This window comes from Streptomyces sp. NPDC030799 (assembly GCF_055572255.1).
Map to the genome: position 1 here is coordinate 639,910 of NZ_JBVIDS010000001.1, position 20,824 is coordinate 660,733.

Consider the following 20,824-nt stretch of genomic DNA (forward strand, 5'->3'; position numbering starts at 1 on the left):
CCCGTCGACTCCGTTCGCTCAACGGCTGGGCGGACGGCCGCCTCCTTCGCCCCTGCCGGGTCGTCCGTCGTCACGTCTCCATAGGGACGAGTGCCGAGCCTCCTGCACAGTGATGATGACGATATGAAGTTGGCGGGCTTCGAACTGGAGCCGACCGGCCAGCACTTGACGGCGGATACGATCCCACGCGGGAACTCAACGAGCCTAAGGGGAAGAGCACATGACCGGCGCTGTCATCACCATCGCCATCGTCCTGATCGTCATCGGGGGCATCACGGCGAGTGTGGTCGCGTACTTCAGACTGCAGCGCCACCGTGCCGACGCCGTCGCCATGGCCGAGTACCGCAGGCTCGCCACCGAAGCGGTGGCCAACCAGCAGGAGCTGCAGGGGCAGTTGGCCCAACTGCACGACCGGGTCAAGTCCGTCGAGAGCCTGCTGCGCAGCGTCGACTGAGCCCGGGACAGTCAGCGCCGTGTCAGCGTGCGCCGGGAGCATGAGGGACCGGGCCAGGCGCCCGGACCTCATACGACTCGGACACCGGAGTGCATGACGTGTCGAACCCCTTTGATGACCAGGACGGAACCTTCCTCGTGCTGGTGAACGACGAAGGCCAGCACTCTCTCTGGCCCGCATTCGCCCAGCGGCCGCAGGGCTGGCAGGTGGCCCTCGACGAAAGCCCGCGGGACACCGCACTGGCTTTCATCGAGGAGCACTGGACCGATATGCGCCCGCGCAGTCTGCGCGAGGCCTCCGGCACACAGGTCTCTTGAGTATCCGTCGATTCGCCTGGATGTCGGAGGACCAACTGTGAGCATGGCGATTCAGGCGGACGGGCTGCGCAAGCGCTACCGGCAGCACGAGGCCCTCACGGGAGTCGACCTCGCCGTTGCCGGCGGTACGGTGCTCGGCCTGCTCGGCCCCAATGGGGCAGGCAAGACGACCACGGTGCGTACGTTGGCGACTCTGGTCGAACCGGACGAGGGGCGCGCCGAAGTGGCCGGGTTCGACGTGGTGCGCCAGCCGCACGAAGTACGTCGACGGATAGGCCTGGCCGGCCAGTACGCGGCGGTGGACGAACTCCTCACGGGCCGCGAAAACCTCGTTCTCATCGGTTCACTGCTCCATCTCGGCAGGCGCGCCGCGCGGGGGCGTGCGTCGCAGCTCCTCGACCGGTTCGATCTGGCGGATGCGGCGGACCGGCCCGTGGGGACCTACTCGGGTGGCATGCGGCGGCGCCTGGACCTGGCGGTGTGCCTGGTCACGACACCGTCGGTGCTCTTCCTCGACGAGCCCACCACAGGGCTCGACCCGGTCAGCCGGATGGCGCTGTGGAGCGCGGTCCGGGCCTTGGTGGCGGACGGGGTGACCGTGCTCCTGACGACCCAGTATCTGGACGAGGCCGATGCCCTCGCCGACCGGATCGCCGTCGTCGACTCGGGCCGGGTGATCGCCGAAGGCACCCCGGACGAGCTCAAGCGGAAGGTCGGCGAGGAACGCCTGGAGATCGTGGTGGCGCGCCCGGACGAGGTGTCCGCCGCGGTCACCGCGCTGCGCCGGATCTCGGCGGACGAACCGTCCGTGGACCCGGACAGTCGCAGCGTTTCCATCGTGCTGGGCGACGGCATGACCGGTATCGCGAACGCCGCCTCCGCGTTGCGGCAGGAGGGTGTGGAAGCGGTCGACTTCGCGCTGCGCAGACCGACCCTCGACGACGTCTTCGTGACGCTCACCGGCCAGTCCGCCTGAACACGCCTTGGTGCCGAGGTTCGCTGAATCCCCCCACCGCCCCGCTCCGGGGGCGGACGAGCGACCAGGGAACCAGGCGCAGCCCTGGCCGGGTTCAGTTGATCCTCATAGCCTGAGGATCAACTGAAAACGGGTACGGGGGAGTTCTTCATGCAGAGAATTCATTTCACCGCGGCCGACATCGCCAGGACCCGGCTGGAGACGACCGCCGGGCCGCTCGTCGAAGCCGCCTTCGCGTCCGGCCTGTTCGGACGGCCGGTGGGACCGCCGTACGTCCGATGGAGTCGGCAGGTCGCTGAACAGCTGCCCTCCGGGTCACCGTTGCGCTCCAGGGGCAGGGGCGTCGAGAGTGATCCCGAGGCGCTGCTGCGGCTGATCGAGCGTGCCGAGGACCGCGCGGCCCGCGGGGCGGCACACCAGATGCCCCTGATGGCGCAGATGCCGCCCCACCGCGACACCACGGGTCTGTCGGCGGTCTGGCGCGTGGCGGTCGCGCCGTACTGGGACCGCATGCTGGCCTATCTGGAGGCCGAATGCGAAGCGCGCCGCCGGGTGGTGATGGGCGGCGGGGTGGAGCTGCTGCTGGCCACTTTGCACCCCGGGACCAAGTGGCGTTCCCAGCGGCTGGAGATTCCCGGCGGCCCCGATGAGGACGTCCATCTCGAACGACGCGGCATCGTGCTCGTCCCCTCCGTGTTCCTCAACCACCGCCCGGCCCAGCTCACCGGGAAGCATTGCGAGCGCGGGGAATTCGTTCTGGCGTTCGCCGCGCCGCCGGACGCCCGACGGGCCGCGGGCCTGTGGGACGCGCCCGACGACCGCACCCAGTCGCTGGGCGCTCTGGTCGGCCAGACCAGGGCGGCCGCCCTGCGGGTGCTGCGGACCACCTGCACGACCAGCCAGCTCGCGGACCGGCTCGGCATCTCCGCGGCCGGCGCCAGCCAGCACGCCACGGTGCTGCGCCAGACGGGCCTGATCACCACCCGCCGTATCCGCAACACCGCACTGCACACGGTGAGCCCGCTGGGCCTGGCCCTGCTGGACGGTCTGCCGTCGCGCTCCACGTCGAGGGCGGGCGCGGTGGCCGAGGCGCCCCGTCCCGCCCTGGCCGCCCGAACCGGCCGACAGGTCATCCAGCATGCCTCGTCATCCGCACGCCTGCGACGTACCTGTGGCATGTAGGGAGAAGACCACGGGGAGAAGACCACGGGGCGCTCGGCCGGGGATTCCCTGCCGAGCGCCCCGCGCCGCGTCACTCGCGGATGCCCACCATCCCGCTCGGCCGGTTGCGCAGGACGAGCATCGCCGACAGCAGCGTGGTGCTCAGCGTCAGGGCGAAGGCAGCCGTCACGACCGTGGCGAAGATCCACGGCGAGCCGTCCGGCACGGGCGAGCCCAGCACGCTGAGGCTCAGCGGCACCAGCGTCAGCACCGCGACCAGTACCCCGAGCACGATGCCGGCGACCGCGACCAGGGCCGCCTCCACGGTCATCATGCGCAGCACCTGCCGCCGGGTGGCCCCGATGAGCCGCTGCAGCATGAACTCGCGCCGTCGCTCGGTGGTCGCGAGGACCTGGGTGTTGACGAGAGCGATCGTGGAATAGGCGATCACCACACCGAGCACCATGTACGCCATCCAGGCCTGCGTGTCGTCCTCGTCCTGGTGCACCGCGCTGACCGCGGCCCGGGGAAGCACGTCCAGACCGGGGTGCGCGTCGGCCAGTGCCGACAGGGTCCGCGTCAGCCGGGCGGGATCGGTCCCGGGGGCGGCACTCACCGTGATCTGCGGAACGAGACCGGAATCGGTATGCGGGACGAGGAGGGAGGCGGGCACCAGCGCGGTCTCGTAGCCGCGGCGCGCGCCGACGGTGGCGACCAGCTCCAGACGGACCTCCGTACCGTCGCCCAGCCGCATCGGTACCTCGTCGCCGAGCTTGTGCCCGTCGGTCTTCGACGCGGGCAGCGCGACGGTGTTGCCGTGCAGCGCGGTGAGAGTGCCGGTCCTGGCACGGAAGGCCGTGGTGCCGGCCACTCCTTCGGAGGTGACACCCTGCAACGGCATCTCAGTGGGCTCGAAGTCCCCTTCGTCGATCTCGGACTGTGTGGGCGGCGTCCTCGGCTCCAGGTATCCGAGGCTGGAGACCTGGGCGGAGGCGGCCGCCACCCCGGGCTGCTTCCTGACCGTGTCCACCAGGGACAGCGGCAGGCCACCGGAGACGGAGGTGACCGCGAGATCAGCCCGCATGTTGTCGTCGAACGCCTGTTGCGCCCCCCTGGACTGGGTGGTCTGCAGGTAGATCAGCGCGGTGGCCAGGCCGGTGGCCAGCATGACCGGCATCACGGCTCCGGCCATACGGCTCGTGCGTGCCTTCGCGTTGAGTGTGGCGAGGCGGCCGGACAGTCCCGTCACCACGCGCACAGGCCAGTGGAGCACCGCTGCGATCACCTTGGCGAGGCCGGGACCGAGCAGTCCGAACCCGACCGTCCACAGCATCGCCGCCGGGGTCGCGGTGCTGCCGGCCATGGGGCCGTCCAGGTGCGCGGTGACCAGGGCGAGCGCGGTGCCACCGCCGAGGAAGAGCAGCGCGAAGACCAGTCGGGGGATGCTGAACCACCTGCGCTGCAGAGAGGCCTCGGCGAGTGCCTCGGTGGGCCGGGTACGTGTCGCGCCCCGCGCCGAGATGAAGGCTGCGCCGAGCGCGGTGAGCAGCGCTGCGCCCACGCCGGTCACCATCGGTATCCAGCCGGCCCGGTACGCCAGTGTGTCGGGCACCACGCCGCCGTCGGCGAAGGCGGTGAGCAGCCGGCGTCCGACGCGGGGACCGGGGTAGCAGGCCGGCGCGGTGGCGATGAGGGCGACGAACAGCGTCTCGCCGAGGATCATCCTGCGCAGTTGGCCGGGCGTGGTGCCGATCGCCCGGAGCAGGGCCATCTCACGCTGCCGTTGCTGGATCGACAGACCCATGGTGCTGGACACCACGAAGACGGTGACCATCGCGGACAGGCCGCCGAACACCGAGGCGAGGGTGACCAGTTTGGTGCCGTCGGTGATGATGGAGGGGTTCTCCGCCCAGCCGCGCTTGTCCCCGGTGAGTACGGTGACGGGCTTGCCCTCCACCGCCTTCTCGATGTCCTGTACGACGCGGCCGAGGTCGGCGCCGGGCTCGGTGAGCACGCCGAGGTTGTCGACCCTGCCGGGGCGTCCGCCGGCCTGTGCGGCCGCCCGGTCGGAGAGGAAGACGGCGTTGTCCGCGCCGGAGCCGCCGACCAGGCCGGTGACCTTCAACCGCTCGACGCCACCGCCGGCCAGGAGTTCGACCCGTCCGCCGGGGTTCAGACCGGCCCGCGCGGCGAACCGCGCGTCGAGCGCGATCTGGCCGGGCCCGGACGGCGCGGTGCCGTCGGTGATCCGGTACGGGGCGAGCAGGGCGGAGGACCAGCCGTGGCCCGTGACCCGGGCGGCGGACCCCTTGCCGCCGTCCCGCAGCACGGTCGCGTCGAACGACACGTCGGGCAGGACGCGGGAGACCCCGGGCACCGCACCGATCGTGCCGGCGAGTCCGGCGTCCAGGCGGAGGCGTTCGGAGAAGACGTACTCCCCGTGGGTGCCGGGGTGGCTCTGGTCGCCGGTGACCACGATCGGGGCGCCGCCCAGCCGCCGTGGGGGCGCGTCGCTGCGCAGACCGGTCTCGAACAGCCCGCCGCAGCCGATCACGATCGTGGCGCCGAAGAACAGCGCGATGAAGGAGGCGATGAATCCGCCCTTGTGGAACCGCAGGGTGCGAAGCGCGACTCCGATCACCGGGACACCCCGTGTCCGGCCCGCACCGCGGCCGAGTCCAGGCCCCAGGCGCCGAGGTGTGTCATGCGCTCGGCCACCTGGTCGGCGGTCGGGCGGTCCAGTTGGCTGACGAACTGTCCGTCGGCGAGGAACAGCACGCGGTCGGCATGCGACGCGGCCACCGGGTCGTGGGTGACCATCACGATGGTCTGCCCCGCGTGCCGGACCGCCTCCCGCAGCAGCGTCAGCACCTCGCGGGCGGCGTAGGTGTCGAGGGCGCCGGTCGGTTCGTCACCGAAGATCACCGCGGGTTTCGTGATCAGCGCCCGGGCGATGGCGACCCGCTGCTGCTGCCCGCCGGAGAGCTCGCCGGGACGGTTGGTGCGCCGCGCCGCCAGGCCGACGCGCTCCAGTACCTCGTCCACCGCGGCCTTCTTGGGCCGGCGGCCTGCGAGCCTGAGCGGCATGGTGACGTTGTCCACCACGTTCAGCGCGGGAAGCAGGTTGAACGCCTGGAAGATGAAGCCGATCCGCTCGCGACGTAACTCGGTCAACTCGCGCTCCTTGAGCGGCGAGAGGTCGATGCCGTCGAGAACCACCGACCCGGAGGTGGGGCGGTCCAGTCCGGCCGCGCAGTGCAGGAAGGTGCTCTTGCCGGACCCGGAGGGCCCCATCACCGCGGTGAAGGTGCCCCGCTTGAGGCTGATGGTCACGCCGTCGAGGGCCGCCACCTGGTTCTTCGATCTGCCGTAGATCTTGCGTACGGATTGAAGGTGTACGACGTCCTCGGTGAGCACGCTCGGCGTCGCTTTCATGGGCAGTGTCCTTCGCTCGTGGTGAGGGCGTGCCGCGGGTCGGCCGCCGCGCGCGCAAGAGGACCGGGCTCGGCGAGGATCCGCTTGATCTGTGCCAGGGGGTCGGGGGGCGGGCGGAGCAGACGGTGGGTGACGGTCAGATGCAGCCGGGCGGCGGCGACGACGAGGTAGGAGGCGCACAGGGCGAGGGCGAGGCAGATCACCGCCGTGGTCAGGGCGGCGGGCCAGCTGTCGATCCACAGGCCGGGGTCGCCGTCGTCGGGCCCGCCGATCCATGCACCGTTGATCAGGCTGCCGTCCGGCTGACGGGAGGTGATGGTCCAGAACCACAGCGGCAGGGAGACACCGGCGAGGAGCGGCAGCCACACCACCAGGGTGAGGAGATCGAGGAGCAGGAGGAACGGGAACAGGACGACCAGGCAGACGCAGTCCCGGAAGAACGCGGGGTCGCCGCAGCGGGCCTTGAGCTGCTCCACCAGGCCCGGCTTCGGGGGCTCCTGATAGGCGTACGGAATCGGCCGGTCGACCAGTACCGCCCGGCCCCGCTCGACCTGGGCGCAACAGCGTACGACCCAGGCCGAGCCGACGGTCAGTGCCACGGTGAGGGTGAACTGCATGAACACCACCCCGAGGAGGACGGCGGCCGTCGCGACGGCGAACAGCGCGGGGCCGGTCACCAGATAGCTGGCCAGATACCCCGTGGCGTGCCAGGGGGCGGCCGAGAGCAGCATCCGCAACGGGTGGCGCCGCACCGGCAGCCGCCGGCCGGGTTCCAGCGCGATCATCCGACGCTCCGCAGCAGACCCTCGACCGCCTGGATCCGCTTGTCGAGCGCCCCCAACTGCCCCTGCAGAGCCAGTTGGGCGGCGGTCACCTCCTCGGCCAGCTTTCGGTATCCGGCCATGGCGGCGGCGTCGGCACGGTGTCGCAGCAGCCTGAAGTAGGCGACGACGCTTCCTGTGATGCCACCGACGACAAGCAGAATGATGGCGATGGTGATGACAGCGCCGATCATGTGGCGGTCCCCTCTGTTCGGTCGTGCTCTGCCGTGTCCTCTGCGACGGCCCTGACGATCAGATCGATGTTCAAGTGCAGGTCGAACGATGCCAGTTCGAAGTACTTCAGCGCCTTGCCCTCCTGGGACAGCTCCAGGTTCCCGACGACGAGACCGGCCTTCTCCAGACGCTCCAGATGCATGTAGAGCAGCGGCCGGGACATCTCCAGGCGCCTGGCCAACTCGCTGACGTACAACCGGCCGTCAGCGAGTTCCGCGACGGCGCGGAGGCGTTGCCGGTGCCCGATGGCAGCGAGAACTGCCAGCAGATCCTCGCTTGTCATGGCTCACCCTCTCCGAGCGTCCGGGTGTGTAAGTCGAAACTTACACATGACGGTACGCGCCGTCAAAGGTGTGCAGCCGTACGAAAGCCCGCCCCTCGGGGGAAGGGGCGGGCCGGGCGGCGCTGTTCGTTCGGTGACGCGGCGTCAGATACGGGGCCAGGAGTGGAACTGCCGCAGCCCGTAGAGAAGCGGCGGACGGCCGTGCCGGTGGGTGATCAGGCGAGCCTCGCCGAAGACGGTGACATGATCGCCGGTCGGCTGGCTCATGACCACGTCACAGTCCGCGACGGTGTGCGAGTCGCCGACCAGATGCGGTCCTGCCGCGTCCGCCGCCTGCTCCCACGCGACCCGGTGGAATCGGTCGGGGGCGCCGGAGGCGAACAGCTCCGCCACCTCGCGTGCGCCTTCGTGCAGCAGATTCACCGCGAAGCCGCCCCGCTCGTTGATCGCTTCGAGGGTGGGGCTGCCCTTGCGCAGGCACACCAGCAGCGTCGGGGGGTCGAGCGAGACGCTGCACACCGAAGAGCACGTCATACCCCGCGGCGCTCCGTCGCCGCCCGTGGTGGTCACCACGCTGACGCCGCTGGGAAAGCCGCTCATCATCGTCCGGAAGCCGTCGGGTGTCGCCTTGTCGGCCTCCGCACCGAGGTTCAGGGTGCGATCGGTCATCGGACACTGCTTTCTGTTGCCACGGCAACCGTTTCGGACGTCAGGTGGACGGCTTCCCGCTGGTCGAGAAGGCTCAGCAGCGGCCCCGTCAGGGCTGTTGTCGTCAGCGCCATCACGATCAGGGCCAGGACCATCGGCGCCGTCAGAATCCCGGCGCTGAAACCCGCCTGCAGGACGATCAGCTCGGTGAGTCCTCGGGTGTTCATGAGGACGGCGATCCGGCGTGCCGCACTCCCGGGCTGGCCGCCGCGACGCGCCCCCAGATACCCGCCGAGCCCCTTGCCCAGACAGCCGAGCACGACGGCAGAGACCGGCAGCTGCCATGACATGTCGGCGAACGAGCCGGTGAGCACGGTGATCCCGGTGACCACGAAGAACGCCGGCGCGAGGGCGCTGCCCACGTGCGAGACCATGGCCACCGTCCGTTCCCAGGGGGCCTGTTCGTCCGCTGGGATCGACAGGCCGACCAGGGCGGCACCGAGAATCGCTGTCATGCCGAGGTGCTCCATCGTGAGAGCGACCCCCAGGGTCGTGGCGCCGAGCAGCACCGCCACCGTACGGGGCCGCCGCACACAGGCGCGCCGGGCGACCCGGCTGCGCAGTGTGTGACGGACGGCCAGTGCGCACACCGCACCGAACGCGAGTGCCCGGACGGAGTGCAGCGAACCCGTGAGGTTGCCGTTGCCGAGACCGATGGCCACCGTGAGCAGCAGCCAGCCCACCGCGTCGATGAGGATGGCTGCGGCCAGCGCCGTGCGGCCCGCGGCCGATTGCGTCATCCCCCGGTCGTGCAGGATCCGGGCCATGACGGGAACGGCCGTGATGGACATCGACACCGCGACCATCAGGACGAACGCGGGCAAGGGGGCGCTGCCGCGCGCCGCGGTGTCGTCGAAGAGCAGGACCAGTGCGGCCAGGACCATGCCCGTCAGCAGCGGTGGCACAAGGGCGCCGGCCGCCACCCACGCCGTGCTCCGGCGCGGAGGCCTGCCGGGACCGGATCCCAGCTTGTGGGCCAGGCCGACCAGAAAGAGCACCACCGCGGCCTTGGAGACAAGTTTGAGCAGGTCGAGCACGGAGCCCGGCAGTACCGTCCCGAAGGTGTCCCGCCCGAGCAGGGCGATCGCGGCGGGACCGGCGAGCAGCCCCGTCACGATCTCCCCGATGACCTCGGGCTGGCGCAGCATCCGGGCAGCGGCCCTGCCCGCCATGGCGATCAGCAGGATGAAGGCGAGTGCCACTGCGGCGTGGACGACGTCCGGCGCGAGGTCCAGGGCATGCCTTCCCAGCGTTTCCATTTCTCGGTCTGCCGTCCGCTCAGCGCTGGTGGGCGAAGTATTCGTACGCCTTGGGCAGCACCTCGATCAGCCGCTGCGTCTTTGCGCTGATCTCCGAGAACTCCCGCTCGGCGGCCGAACCGTCGCACAGCGCGAGCGCCTTGGACGGCTGCAGGTCGATACCCCCCATGCCGAGCAGAATGCACATGTACGAGTACGCGGGCAGACCGTGGTAGTAAGGGAAGATCGTCTCGGAGTCCGGGAGCTGGGTCTTCCAGGTCTCGATGCGTTCGGCGAGCGCGTCGGGAATCACCCGGGTCTTGGTGTCCCGCCAGTACTGGTTGTCCGCTCGCTTCGCCGCGACGTAGTGCAGGACCAGGAACTCCCGTACGCCGTCCATGACATGGGCGACCGACTTGTTGTAGAGATCGCGCTGCGTGGGATTCCAGTCCGCGCCGGGGAAGTTCTTGACGAGCTGTTCGATGGCGTGGTGGATGAAGAAGATGCCGGTCGACTCCAGCGGTTCCACGAATCCGCTGGCAAGACCGATGGCCACACAGTTCTTGACCCACGAATTCCGGCTGCGGCCGATCCGCATCTTGATGTGGTTGGCCTCGGCGTCCGCCGCCGCGGGACCGACGAACTCCCGCAGCCTCCGCTCGGCGTCGTCGGGGGAGAGGTAGTCCTTCGCGTAGACGTACCCGGTGCCGATCCGGCCCATCAGCGGGATCGTCCAGATCCAGCCGGCGTCCTGTGCCGTGGCGGTGGTGCACGGCAGGATGCCGCGCTGCTCCATGTCCATCGGGACCTGCAGGGCCACCGCGCTGTCGTTGGGCAGCGTGTCCTTGTAGGAGACGAACGGTTCCTCCAGCGCCTTGTTCAGCAGCAGGCCGCGGAAGCCGGTGCAGTCGATGAACACGTCGCCGGTGATGTCGCCGTGCTCGGCCGTGGTGACGCCGCTGATCCAGCCGCGGTCGTCCAGGTTCACCTGCTGGACGTCGTCGACGATGTGCTGGACGCCGCGTTCCACCGAATACTTCGTCAGATACTTGGCGAGCAGCGCGGCCTCGAAGTGATAGGCGTAGGGGAATTGGGTCTTCCCCTGGTGCTCGGACATCGTCAGGCCCTGCATTTCGTCCGCGCCCTCGTCGAAGGGCTGGTCGATGAGCGTGCCGTCGAGCCGGCGCGGGCTGCGGCCGGCATCGATGACCGAGGCCATGACGAAGCAGTCCTTGTCGAACCGGTCCGTCGGTCCCTGCTGCAGCCACCAGTCCGTCAGGGGGAAGCCGTTGACGGAGCGCATCTGCTCGAAGGGGTGGTAGAAGTAGTGCCCCTGCTCGCGCCAGTTCTCGAACCTGACGGCGAGCTTGTATGTGGCGTTGCAGGCCGGCATCCAGTCCTTCTCCTTGAGCCCGAGGAACTCGAAGAAGTGACGGATGTCGCTGAAGGTGGCCTCGCCGACTCCGACGGCACCGACCTTGCCCGACTCGACGAGGGTGACCTGTATTCGCTCTCCGAACGCGGCCTTGAGGTACGAGGCCGTCATCCATCCCGCTGTTCCGCCGCCCACGATCACGACTTTGTTCAGCATTGACGACTCCTTCGATAGCTCCACGAGTTGCGGAATTCGATGGCTTTCCCGGTGCGTTGAAACACTTTGGGTGGCGCCACCAAGTACTGAGCCTAGGAGTTGGCCAAATCGCCGGGTAGATGATTAAGTGATGACTGAAGGGCGCAGGTGGGGCCCCTTGGAGGGGGTCGAGCGACCGTCGGATCCGGGTTCCCTGCAGAGACGTCAGTCCGCTGTCAGCGGCAATGGGCACCATGCGAACAGGGTTATCGGGTGGGAATCGCTCCGCCCTCCCATTGCAATGGAGTTGTGGATGACGAAGGAAGAACTTGTTCCGCCGTTCGCTGTGATCCCTGGCTCGCAGGTGCACAGCATTCTGACCGGTCATGAGCAGCGCACCATTGATCTGGTGGAGGCGGCTTATCGGGTGCACGGCGAAGGTGACACGGTGAACCCGCCGTCGTATTTCCTGCGATTCCCGGACCGCCCCTCCGCCCGCATCATCGCGCTGCCGGCCTCCCTCGGCGGTGGGACGCGGGTCGACGGGCTGAAGTGGATCTCCAGCTTCCCGGAGAACGTGAAAGCGGGGATCCCGCGGGCCTCCGCGGTACTGGTGCTGAACGACTACGACACGGGCTACCCCCTGGCGTGTCTGGAGAGCTCGATCATCAGCGCCGCTCGTACGGCGGCCTCCGCGGCGCTCGCCGCGGACCGGCTCTCCCGTGCCTCGGGGCGTGCCCGGCCGAAGAAGGTCGGGTTCGTCGGTACGGGGTTCATCTCCCGCCACATACACACCTATCTCTCCGGCGCCGGCTGGCAGTTCGACGAGGTGGGTGTGCACGATCTGTCCGCCGCGTACGCGGGGGACTTCCGCGCATATCTGGAGGGCTCGGGTGAGAGCGGCCGGATCACGGTCCACGACAGCGCCGAGGATCTGATCCGCTCCTCGGACCTGGTGGTCTTCGCGACCGTCGCGGCGGCTCCGCATGTGCACGAGCCCGGCTGGTTCGCACACAACCCGCTGGTCCTCAACGTCTCGTTGCGCGATCTGGCCCCCGAGATCCTGCTGGCCTCGGCGAATGTGCTCGATGACGTCGAGCACTGCCTGAAGGCCGACACGTCGCCCCACCTGACCGAGAAGCTCACCGGGAACCGGGAGTTCATCGACGGAACGCTGTACGACGTGCTGGCCGGGAAGGTGGAGATCCCGGCGGACCGCCCGGTGATCTTCTCGCCGTTCGGGCTCGGGATCCTCGATCTCGCGGTCGGCAAGCACGTGTACGACGAGGTGCTGAGGCGTGGCGAGGCCCAGGTGATCGAGGGCTTCTTCCACGAGGTGGACAGGTATGGGCGAGGCACGACCAGCGGTCGTTCCTGAGGGCAGGAGGCCCAAGTGCCAGTGATCTCCGTGCCTGAGGACTTCCATGTGGACGACCTCTATGTGGACCTGCGCAGTGTGTTCGACGCGCCGCTCTACCTGAAGTGCGAGGGCTTCAACTTCGCCGGATCGATCAAGCTGAAGGCGGCGTCGGAGATGATTGCCGACGCCGAACGCAAGGGCGTCCTGACACCGGACTCGATCCTCGTCGAGTCGTCGTCGGGGAACCTCGGTGTCGCCCTGAGCATGATCGCGGCGAGCCGGGGCTACCAGTTCCTGTGTGTGACGGACACCCGCTGCAACCTGAACACCAGACGGCTGATGGAAGCCATGGGCGCTCGGGTGCACATGATCACCGACCCCGACCCCGAGGGCGGGTTCCTCGGCGCCAGGATCGACTACGTACGGCAGCTGTGCGCGTCCGACAGCCGCTGTCTGTGGCTCAACCAGTACGCCAACCCGTGCAACTGGCGCGCCCACTACCGCACCACGGCGCCGGCCATCGCCGAACGCTTCCCGGATCTCGACGTGCTGTTCGTCGGTGCGGGCACCACCGGGACGCTGATGGGCTGCGCCAGATACTTCAAGGATTCGGGGCGTCCGGTCACCGTGGTCGCCATCGATGCCGTCGGTTCCGTCACCTTCGGCGGACCGCCCGCGCCTCGGATGATCCCGGGCCTGGGGTCCGGTGTGCGGCCGCAGTTGCTGGACCTTTCGTACGTGGACGATGTGGTCCATGTGCCGGAGATCGACGCGATCCGTGTCGCCCACCGGCTGGCCGGAGGCGGCTTCCTGCTCGGTGGATCGACCGGAACCGTCATCTCGGGCGCGCTCGGCTGGCTGGCCGAGCACCGGGAGGGCAGGGCTCCCACGGCAGTGGCGATCTCTCCGGACCTCGGTGAGCGCTATCTCGATTCCCTGTACCAGAGCAACTGGGTGAGCGACATCTACGGAGCTCACGCACTGGACCTTGGTTCGATCCGGGCGCACTGATGCCCCGCGATCAGGCCGGGTCCTGCTCGCTCTTCGCGCGGCCCCTGTCGCCTGCCCCGCAGGTGACAGGGGCCGCGTCGTGTCCGGCGGACGACTCGGTGGACGACTCGGCGGGAGCTTACGGTTGACGGTCCAGAGCTGCACCTGTAATTTCTGACTTACACCCGTTGGGTAAGAGTGACTACCGCTAAGGAGTTGGGCAGTGAGGAAACGGCCACTTACCGTGAGGGTGGCGACCTGGAGTGCGCTGCACCCCTGGCGGGCCATCGTCGGATGGTTCGTCTTTGTCGCTCTCTGTCTTGTCCTGGGAGGCGCCGTCGGCACGCACAACGCCGGCGACAAGGACTTCTGGGTCGGCGAGGCCGGCAAGGCCGAAGCCATCGCGGCGGAGGGGAAGCTGCAGCACAAAGCTGCCGAACGGATCATGATCACTGATCCGTCCGGCGGGCAGGTCGGCGCAGCGGCCCGGAGCGCCGCACAGGATGTCGCAGCCCGGATGAAGCGGTTACCGCAAGTCCTCAAGGTCGCCGATCCGGTGCGGTCGAAGAACGGCCGGATGCTCATGGTCGAAGTGACCGTCAACGGCCCCCGGCTGGAGGCTCCGCAGCACATCGATCCGCTGCTGGAGCAGACCGCCGAGGTTCAGAAGGGGCACCCGGACCTGCGCGTCGAGGAGACCGGAGACGCCTCGGTCGACCGGGCCCTGGACAAGTCGCGTGACGACGACCTCGCCACCTCGGAGAAGTGGACCTTCCCGGTCACCCTGATCACCCTGCTGGTCGTGTTCGGGTCGCTGATCATGGTCGGTGTGCCGCTGCTGCTCGCGGTCTCCTCGATCGGCGCCTCCATGGGTCTGTCCCAGCTGATCTCCCATCTGGTGCCCGACGCCGGCGTCGGCAAGAGCGTCATCATGCTGATCGGCATGGCGGTCGGCGTCGACTACACGCTCTTCTATCTCAAGCGGGAACGGGAGGAGAGGGCCCTTGCCGACGGCCGGCTCACCCCGAGGGCCCTGGTGGGTATCGCCGCCGCGACCTCGGGCCGGGCGATCACGGTCTCCGGCCTCGCGGTGGCACTGTCCACCGCCACCCTCTTCCTCGCCACCGATGTCATCTTCTCGTCGCTGGCCATCGGTACGATCGTGGTCGTCCTGGTCGCGGTCCTCAGCTCGATGACCGTGCTGCCGGCCCTGCTGGTCAAGATCGGTCAGCGCCTGGACAACAAGGCCGCCCGCGCGGCCCGGCGCGGCAAGCGGGTCAAGCGGCCCAAGACCGACCAGGCCGGGCGGTTCTCGTCCGCGCTGCTGAGCCCTGCCAGGAACCATCCGGTGCGCACCCTCGTGGTGTCGGTGCTGGTCATGATCGGCCTCGCGCTGCCCGCGTTCGGCATGCATCTGCGCGTGCTGAACGTCGCCACCCACTCCCGGTCGATCCCGGAGATGAAGGTCTTCGACCGGCTCAACGCGGCATTCCCCGACCTGCTCGCCGAGCACTGGGTCGTCGTGAAGACCGACGCCGGACACACGGCGCAGGTGCGCTCGGCACTGACCGACCTGGCCGAACGGGCCAAGGCCGACCCGATGTTCTCCAAGAAGCAGCCCGAAGTGGTGTCGACCGCGGACCACCGGATCAGCGTGATGAACCTGTCCGTGCCCTTCAACCTGAGCTCCAAGCAGGCCTCGGGATCGCTGAAGGAACTGCGCGAGAACTATCTCCCGGCCACGCTCGGCAAGGTGCCGGACACCGAGTTCCACGTCAGTGGGCCCGTCGCCCAGGACGCCGACTATCTGGCACACCAGAACAGCAAGCTGCCCGTGGTCGTCGGATTCCTGCTGCTGCTGACCTTCGTGCTGACCCTGTTCGTGTTCGGCTCGGCGGCCATCGCCCTGCTCGGCGTGCTGCTCAATGTGCTGTCCGTCGGGGCGTCGTTCGGCCTGGTGGTCGCCTTCTTCCAGTGGGGCTGGGCGTCCACGGTGTTCGGTTTCGAGAGCAGCGCGACGCACGCGATCGGTTCCAGGGTGCCGCTGTTCCTGTTCGTGATCCTCTTCGGGCTCTCGATGGACTACCAGGTCTTCGTCGTCAGCCGGATCAAGGAGGCAGCGCTGCGGGGGGTGCCCACCCGGCAGGCGGTGATCGAAGGGATCAGCAAGTCCGCCAAGGTGGTCACCAGCGCTGCGGTCGTGATGGTCACGGTGTTCGCCAGCTTCATGCTCCTGCACTTGGCCGAGATGAAGCAGATCGGTTTCAGCCTCGCGGTGGCGGTCCTGCTCGACGCCTTCGTCATCCGGGTCATGATCCTGCCGAGCGCCCTGATCCTGCTCGGCAACGCGAGCTGGTGGCCTTCCCGCAAGGTGCGGCGGGCGCAGCGCAACGCCGTACCCGCACCGGCCGGCACTGCGCCGGCCACCGTCCCGACGGCTCAGATGCACCAGCAGTACTAGCCGTCGGGCCCCCGAGCGGACGCCGGACCGGAAATCCCCCGCCGGTCCGGCGTCCTGGATATGCGGTACCTCCGCCGTGGGCGGCAGAGACGGGCGCCGGCCGGCCGAGCCATACCATCCGCCTCCGTGGCGGCCGGGCAAGTGATATTTCCCCGCTGGGGTTACCTGGCGAAAACTGGTCCATGCCAGTCTCGCCGATTACGGGGGTTATCGCCGTGGACATCAACGTTCTGGGAGCGCTCACTCTGTCCTGCGGAGAACGACGGTCCGCTGTGGCGTCGAAGCGAGCGAGCACTGTTCTGACGCTCCTCGCCATGTCTCCCCGGGTTCCGGTCTCGTTCGATCAACTCGTGGACGAGCTGTGGGGTGACCAGCCGATGGTCAATTCCCGTAATGCCCTGCAGGCCGTCGTCAGCAGGCTGCGCCGGCTGCTGGGTTCGGTGACCGGCCGGACGGGCGACAGGATCGTCCGCACCGACAGCCATGGATACGTCCTGGACGTATCACCCGAGGCGGTGGACGCGCACCGGTTCCTCGTCCTTGCCGACGCCGGCGCCGACCTGTTGCAGCACCATCCCGTCGCGGCGATTGCGAAGCTGGAAGAGGGACTCGCCCTGTGGCGCGGGCCCGCGCTGATGGAGACCAGGGACTCGGCACGCTGCCGGATCCAGGCGGTTCACCTGGAGGAACGCCGTATCACCGCGTTCGAGGACCTGACCGCGGCGAAGCTGGCTGTCGACGCGGAGAGGATCTCCATGTCCGAACTGCGCCAGTTGGCCAACGAGCACTCCGAGCGGGAGCGGCTGAGCGAGCTGCTGATGCTGGCGCTCTACCGCCACGGGCGGCAGCGGGAGGCCCTGGAGGTGTTCCACGGAGCCCGCCGACGCCTCGCCGACGATCTGGCCCTGGAACCCGGCCCCGCCCTGCACTTCACCTACCAGGCGATCCTGAAGCAGGACGTGGTGCTCGGCCGCCCCAGGCGGGTCCCCGCCTCCTCCGGTCTGCCCTCCTGACGTCACGGAAGCGCACCGGGCTGAATTCTTCGGCGTACACCCGGCTCGGCCGGGCATCCACTCATGTCCGGCGGAGCCGGACTCCCACCAGGAGGGCAAGGCTCGTGACGGACAGGCAGGACGGACCCGCGGACCAGTCAGTGCGGTCGGCGGCTTCCGAGGAGCAGGCACAGGCGTTCTGGCGTGCAGTTCTCGACGGGAACCACTTCACCCCCCTGCCGCAGTGGTGCGCCGACGAACGTCCGCAGAACCGGATCGGGCAACGCCGTACCCTGCTGCCGCCCAGCACGACGGCTGCCCTGCTCGAACTCGCCCGTCGTACCGGTGTCCCCCTGGACGCGCTGCTGATCGCCGCCTGTGCCCGGGTGTTCGCTTCCGTCACCGGAGATCCGACGGTGGTCATGGGATACCTGCCGGAGGGCACCGCGGACACGGCCGCCGAGCCGCTGCCCTGTCCCGTCCACGTGGGGCAGGGGCCTTGGCGGGAACTCCTCGCCGAAGCCGCTGTCGTGCGAGCCGCCGCCGAAGAGCACCAGACGGTGTCGCTGAACCGGATACGGGCCGAACTGCGCCGTGCCGGAGCGCTGTTCGACACCGTCGTGGTGGCCGGTCGCGCGGTCGACGCGGGGGACCTCGACAGCGACACGGTCCTCGCCGTGAGCCTGGTGCTGCGAAGCGACCGGCTCGAACTGTCACTGAATCACCGTGTTCAGGCGTTGGACGCCGACGCGGCAGGCCGGATCGCCGGCTATCTGCTCTCGGCCCTGGAAGCGCTCGGCACCGGGCCGGAGACGGCTCAGCATCTGTGGCACCCCGTTCCGGAGACCGAGGAGGCCTTCCAGCGGGAGGGCCTGGCAGGCCCCCGGCGCGCGCTGCCCGACCTGCGGTTCCACGAACTCTTCGAGGAGCAGGCGCGGGTGCGCCCCGACGCGGTGGCAGCCGTGCACGAGGGCCGGTCCTGGACCTACGGGGAACTGAACCGGCGGGCCAACCGGGTCGCCCGCATGCTGCGCAGCAACGGCCTGCGTGACGAGGACGTGGTCGCGGTCGTGACCGAACGCGACCTGGAGTGGCTGACCGCGGTGCTCGCGGTCTTCAAGGCCGGCGGCGTCTATCTCCCCGTGGAGCCGCAGTTCCCGGCCGACCGGATCACCGACATGGTCTCGCGCAGCGGCTGCCGCCAGGTGCTGACCCAGAAGGGGGTGAGTCCGGGCCTGGACGTGGCCCTTTCCCAGCTGGGAGACGTCCGGTCAGAGGTACTCGCCGACCTGATCGGTCAGGACACGGGCCCGGAGTCCGGTGCGGACCTGGCCCTGCCGGTGGCCGCCGACCAGCTCGCCTACATCTACTTCACCTCCGGTTCGACGGGGCGGCCCAAGGGCGCGATGTGCGAGCACGAGGGCTTCCTCAACCACCTTCTGGCCAAGATCGAGGACCTCGGGGTCGAGGCCGGCACCGTGGTGGCGCAGACCGCCCCGCAGTGCTTCGACATCTCCTTGTGGCAACTCGTCGCGGCTCTCGCCGTGGGGGGCCGTACGCTCATCGTCGGGCAGCGGGACGTCCTCGACGTCGCGCGCTTCGTGACGCTGATCGCCGAGAACGACGTGGAAGTGGCCCAACTCGTGCCCTCGTACGTCGAGGTGGTCCTCGATCACCTGCGCCGCCGGCCGCGGCCGCTGCCCAGCCTTCGCTGCGTCTCGGTGACCGGTGAGGCGCTCAAGAAGGAGTTGACGCAGCGGTGGTTCGACACGCTGCCCGACGTCACCCTGGTCAACGCCTACGGTCTGACCGAGACGTCGGACGACACCAATCACGAAGTGCTGCACCGTCCCCCGGCCGGAGCCTCCGTGCCGCTCGGCCGGCCGGTGCGGAATGTGCGCGTGACGGTGGTCGACGAGAGGCTGAGGCCGGTGCCCCTGGGGTCGCCGGGAGAGCTGGTCTTCTCCGGGGTCTGCGTCGGCCGGGGCTACATCAACGACGAGGAGCGCACGCGGGCCGCCTACCTTCCCGATCCGCACCGCCCCGGCGGGCGCCGTTACCGCTCGGGTGACTTCGGGAGGTGGCTGCCCGACGGCCGCCTGGAGTTCCTCGGCCGCCGTGACGCGCAGGTGAAGATCCGGGGGTTCCGGATCGAGATCGGCGAGGTGGAGAACCAGCTGCTGCGGGTCGACGGCGTCCGCGATGCCGCCGTCGTGGTCGCGGGCAGCCACGGCGCCCAGCGCCTGATCGCCTTCTACGCGGCGGCGGAGGGCATCTCGCCCGAGGAGGTGCGCGCGGTCCTCGCCCGTTCCCTGCCGGCCTACATGCTGCCGAGCCGGTTCGACCGGTTGGAGACGCTGCCGCTCACACCCAACGGCAAGGTCGACCGCAAGCTGCTCACCCTGCAGGCCGACGCCGGTTCCGACCCGGCGGACGAGACGGCCGGCGGACCGCTGGAACCCTTGCGCACTCCCACCGAGCACCGGCTCGCCGAACTGTGGGCCAAGGCCCTCAAGGTTCCCGTCGGGAGCATCGGCCGCGCGACGCACTTCTTCGAGGCCGGGGGGACCTCGCTCGCCCTGCTGCGGGTGGTGATCGCTCTGGACAACACGGTGAGTGCGGCGGAGCTGGCCAAGGCCCCGGTCCTCAGCGAGGCCGCGAACCTGCTGGATCTCAGAACACATCAGATGGCCTGACCTCGGCGGTCGAGCCGGACGCCCCGCGTCCGGCTCGTCGTCGCCGCGGCCGGCCCGTACATCACTGGAGGCATCGGGATGACAATCACCAGCGGACCGGCAGCCGTCGAGGCCGGTCCGGAGGGATGGCACCTTACGCTGGCAGAGGGGCGCATACCGACGCTCCGGCTGCCCGGCCTTGAGGACCTGGGATTCATGGCTGCCTCGGATCTGCCGGGGGCCGAGATCCGGGCCCTGGTCGCCCGGCACGGGGCACTCCTGATACGTGGCCTGGACATGGCATCGCCGGCCGATCTGGCCGCGGCGGCGCGAGCGATCGGCGTGACGGGTGTGGCCGAGCGCGAGGGGTTCACCAGCAGGGTCGCCCACCCCGACTTCGTCTACTCCGCATCGGAGTGGCCGTCCGAGGACCAGCTCTGCATGCACCATGAACTGAGCTACGCCGCCGTGGTGCCCTCGATCGCCCTGTTCGGCTGCCTCGTCGCACCGAAGCAGGGCGGCGGATGGTCCGTGGCCGACGGGGAACGCGTCCTGGAGCTCCTGCCGGACGCCCTGGTCGCGCGCTTCGAGCGCGAGGGCTGGCAACTGGCCCGTCACTACCTGGAGTTCGGCCATACCTGGAACGAAGCCTTCGGTACCGACGACAGGGAGGCGGTGTCGGGCTACTGCGCCGGCAACGCCATCGACCACACCTGGACCGAGGGCGGTGGCCTGCGGACCCGCCAGCGTCGCGCGGCGATCCTCCGCCATCCCGTGACCGGACGGCGAGTCTGGTTCAACCAGGCGGCCTTCCTGCACGAGTCGGCTCTCGACCCGGTCGTCCGGGAGCACCTGGAGGAGATCTACGGAGTGGAGGGCCTGCCGTTCCGGACGACGTACGGAGAGGGAGGGAGCATCCCCGTCGAGGTGGTCGACACCATCAACGAGGTCTACCGGATCGCCTGTATGAAGGAACCGTGGCAGGACGGAGACCTGCTGATGCTCGACAACCTGCGGATGGCGCACGGCCGCGACGCCTATGAGGGCGAGCGTCACATGGCCGCCTTGTTCGGTGAGCCGGTGCGGTTGGTCGAGTCGACTGCGTGATCGAGAGCGGCGTTCATATTCAGCCGCCCCATGTCTGGATTT

At 69.2% G+C, this 20,824-nt stretch carries 18 protein-coding genes; 10 read left to right on the forward strand and 8 right to left on the reverse strand.

Translation table 11 applies throughout. The features are described from left to right. Window positions 1–220: 220 nt before the first annotated feature. The 4 genes from ACZ41I_RS02830 to ACZ41I_RS02845 all read left to right on the forward strand — a co-directional run bounded on the left by ACZ41I_RS02830 (window position 221) and on the right by ACZ41I_RS02845 (window position 2,929). Window positions 221–454, forward strand: a complete 234-nt coding sequence (locus tag ACZ41I_RS02830; RefSeq protein ID WP_363215422.1) for a hypothetical protein — start codon at window positions 221–223, stop codon at window positions 452–454. 98 nt (window positions 455–552) lie between these two features. Beyond that, window positions 553–771 (forward strand): MbtH family protein, encoded by a 219-nt coding sequence (locus ACZ41I_RS02835; protein WP_363215421.1) that lies wholly within the window; start codon window positions 553–555, stop codon window positions 769–771. Window positions 772–814: 43 nt separating this feature from the next. Continuing rightward, the gene (locus ACZ41I_RS02840; RefSeq protein ID WP_363215420.1) at window positions 815–1,747 is read left to right on the forward strand and encodes an ATP-binding cassette domain-containing protein; all 933 of its coding nucleotides are present in this window, start codon (window positions 815–817) and stop codon (window positions 1,745–1,747) included. A gap of 150 nt (window positions 1,748–1,897) precedes the next feature. Next, a complete protein-coding gene (locus tag ACZ41I_RS02845; protein ID WP_399773866.1) occupies window positions 1,898–2,929 on the forward strand; it encodes an ArsR/SmtB family transcription factor in 1,032 nt (343 codons plus the stop codon). 70 nt (window positions 2,930–2,999) lie between these two features. Here ACZ41I_RS02845 and ACZ41I_RS02850 read toward each other — a convergent pair whose 3' ends face one another. The 8 genes from ACZ41I_RS02850 to ACZ41I_RS02885 form a co-directional block, all read right to left on the reverse strand. Further along, complete coding sequence (locus ACZ41I_RS02850; protein WP_399773863.1) at window positions 3,000–5,549, reverse strand: FtsX-like permease family protein; 2,550 nt, start codon at window positions 5,547–5,549, stop codon at window positions 3,000–3,002. Next, window positions 5,546–6,343, reverse strand: a complete 798-nt coding sequence (locus ACZ41I_RS02855) for an ABC transporter ATP-binding protein (protein WP_468513009.1) — start codon at window positions 6,341–6,343, stop codon at window positions 5,546–5,548. Before ACZ41I_RS02855 ends, ACZ41I_RS02850 begins: the two co-directional genes overlap by 4 nt. Next, the gene (locus tag ACZ41I_RS02860) at window positions 6,340–7,128 is read right to left on the reverse strand and encodes a sensor domain-containing protein (RefSeq protein WP_468513010.1); all 789 of its coding nucleotides are present in this window, start codon (window positions 7,126–7,128) and stop codon (window positions 6,340–6,342) included. The genes ACZ41I_RS02855 and ACZ41I_RS02860 overlap by 4 nt, the downstream gene beginning before the upstream one ends. Then, entirely contained in the window at window positions 7,125–7,358 is a 234-nt protein-coding gene (locus ACZ41I_RS02865) for a hypothetical protein (RefSeq protein ID WP_363215415.1), read from the reverse strand. The genes ACZ41I_RS02860 and ACZ41I_RS02865 overlap by 4 nt, the downstream gene beginning before the upstream one ends. Beyond that, a complete protein-coding gene (locus tag ACZ41I_RS02870) occupies window positions 7,355–7,681 on the reverse strand; it encodes an ArsR/SmtB family transcription factor (protein ID WP_363215414.1) in 327 nt (108 codons plus the stop codon). Before ACZ41I_RS02870 ends, ACZ41I_RS02865 begins: the two co-directional genes overlap by 4 nt. Window positions 7,682–7,825: 144 nt before the next feature. Then, window positions 7,826–8,350 carry a flavin reductase family protein gene (locus ACZ41I_RS02875; RefSeq protein WP_468513011.1) on the reverse strand — a complete coding sequence of 175 codons (525 nt, stop codon included), beginning with the start codon at window positions 8,348–8,350 and terminating at the stop codon, window positions 7,826–7,828. Then, window positions 8,347–9,648 (reverse strand): cation:proton antiporter, encoded by a 1,302-nt coding sequence (locus ACZ41I_RS02880; protein ID WP_399773855.1) that lies wholly within the window; start codon window positions 9,646–9,648, stop codon window positions 8,347–8,349. The genes ACZ41I_RS02875 and ACZ41I_RS02880 overlap by 4 nt, the downstream gene beginning before the upstream one ends. A gap of 19 nt (window positions 9,649–9,667) precedes the next feature. Continuing rightward, entirely contained in the window at window positions 9,668–11,218 is a 1,551-nt protein-coding gene (locus ACZ41I_RS02885) for a tryptophan halogenase family protein (RefSeq protein ID WP_363215411.1), read from the reverse strand. A 292-nt stretch (window positions 11,219–11,510) separates the two neighbouring features. On the opposite strand from ACZ41I_RS02885, the gene sbnB reads away from it, so the two are divergent. The 6 genes from sbnB to ACZ41I_RS02915 all read left to right on the forward strand — a co-directional run bounded on the left by sbnB (window position 11,511) and on the right by ACZ41I_RS02915 (window position 20,782). Next, on the forward strand, window positions 11,511–12,575 hold the full coding sequence (sbnB, locus tag ACZ41I_RS02890) for a 2,3-diaminopropionate biosynthesis protein SbnB (protein WP_468513012.1): 1,065 nt from the start codon (window positions 11,511–11,513) through the stop codon (window positions 12,573–12,575). Window positions 12,576–12,590: 15 nt separating this feature from the next. Further along, a complete protein-coding gene (gene sbnA, locus ACZ41I_RS02895) occupies window positions 12,591–13,568 on the forward strand; it encodes a 2,3-diaminopropionate biosynthesis protein SbnA (RefSeq protein ID WP_363215409.1) in 978 nt (325 codons plus the stop codon). A 223-nt stretch (window positions 13,569–13,791) separates the two neighbouring features. Continuing rightward, window positions 13,792–16,008 carry an MMPL family transporter gene (locus tag ACZ41I_RS02900; protein WP_363215408.1) on the forward strand — a complete coding sequence of 739 codons (2,217 nt, stop codon included), beginning with the start codon at window positions 13,792–13,794 and terminating at the stop codon, window positions 16,006–16,008. Between the two features lie 182 nt (window positions 16,009–16,190). Then, window positions 16,191–17,021 (forward strand): AfsR/SARP family transcriptional regulator, encoded by an 831-nt coding sequence (locus ACZ41I_RS02905; RefSeq protein ID WP_363215407.1) that lies wholly within the window; start codon window positions 16,191–16,193, stop codon window positions 17,019–17,021. A gap of 104 nt (window positions 17,022–17,125) precedes the next feature. Next, window positions 17,126–19,696 carry a non-ribosomal peptide synthetase gene (locus tag ACZ41I_RS02910; protein WP_468513013.1) on the forward strand — a complete coding sequence of 857 codons (2,571 nt, stop codon included), beginning with the start codon at window positions 17,126–17,128 and terminating at the stop codon, window positions 19,694–19,696. A 195-nt stretch (window positions 19,697–19,891) separates the two neighbouring features. Continuing rightward, window positions 19,892–20,782: a TauD/TfdA family dioxygenase gene (locus tag ACZ41I_RS02915; RefSeq protein WP_399773845.1), complete on the forward strand. Its 891-nt coding sequence runs from the start codon at window positions 19,892–19,894 to the stop codon at window positions 20,780–20,782. Window positions 20,783–20,824 lie beyond the last annotated feature (42 nt).

Coding starts and splice junctions, on each gene's coding strand:
- ACZ41I_RS02840 (WP_363215420.1), top strand. CDS start 815: ATGGCGATTCAGGCGGACGGGCTGCGCAAGCGCTACCGGCAGCACGAG.
- ACZ41I_RS02875 (WP_468513011.1), bottom strand. CDS start 8,350: ATGACCGATCGCACCCTGAACCTCGGTGCGGAGGCCGACAAGGCGACA.
- sbnB (WP_468513012.1), top strand. CDS start 11,511: ATGACGAAGGAAGAACTTGTTCCGCCGTTCGCTGTGATCCCTGGCTCG.
- ACZ41I_RS02885 (WP_363215411.1), bottom strand. CDS start 11,218: ATGCTGAACAAAGTCGTGATCGTGGGCGGCGGAACAGCGGGATGGATG.
- ACZ41I_RS02860 (WP_468513010.1), bottom strand. CDS start 7,128: ATGATCGCGCTGGAACCCGGCCGGCGGCTGCCGGTGCGGCGCCACCCG.
- ACZ41I_RS02845 (WP_399773866.1), top strand. CDS start 1,898: ATGCAGAGAATTCATTTCACCGCGGCCGACATCGCCAGGACCCGGCTG.
- ACZ41I_RS02870 (WP_363215414.1), bottom strand. CDS start 7,681: ATGACAAGCGAGGATCTGCTGGCAGTTCTCGCTGCCATCGGGCACCGG.
- ACZ41I_RS02830 (WP_363215422.1), top strand. CDS start 221: ATGACCGGCGCTGTCATCACCATCGCCATCGTCCTGATCGTCATCGGG.
- ACZ41I_RS02915 (WP_399773845.1), top strand. CDS start 19,892: ATGGCTGCCTCGGATCTGCCGGGGGCCGAGATCCGGGCCCTGGTCGCC.
- ACZ41I_RS02865 (WP_363215415.1), bottom strand. CDS start 7,358: ATGATCGGCGCTGTCATCACCATCGCCATCATTCTGCTTGTCGTCGGT.
- ACZ41I_RS02905 (WP_363215407.1), top strand. CDS start 16,191: ATGCCAGTCTCGCCGATTACGGGGGTTATCGCCGTGGACATCAACGTT.
- ACZ41I_RS02880 (WP_399773855.1), bottom strand. CDS start 9,648: ATGGAAACGCTGGGAAGGCATGCCCTGGACCTCGCGCCGGACGTCGTC.
- ACZ41I_RS02855 (WP_468513009.1), bottom strand. CDS start 6,343: ATGAAAGCGACGCCGAGCGTGCTCACCGAGGACGTCGTACACCTTCAA.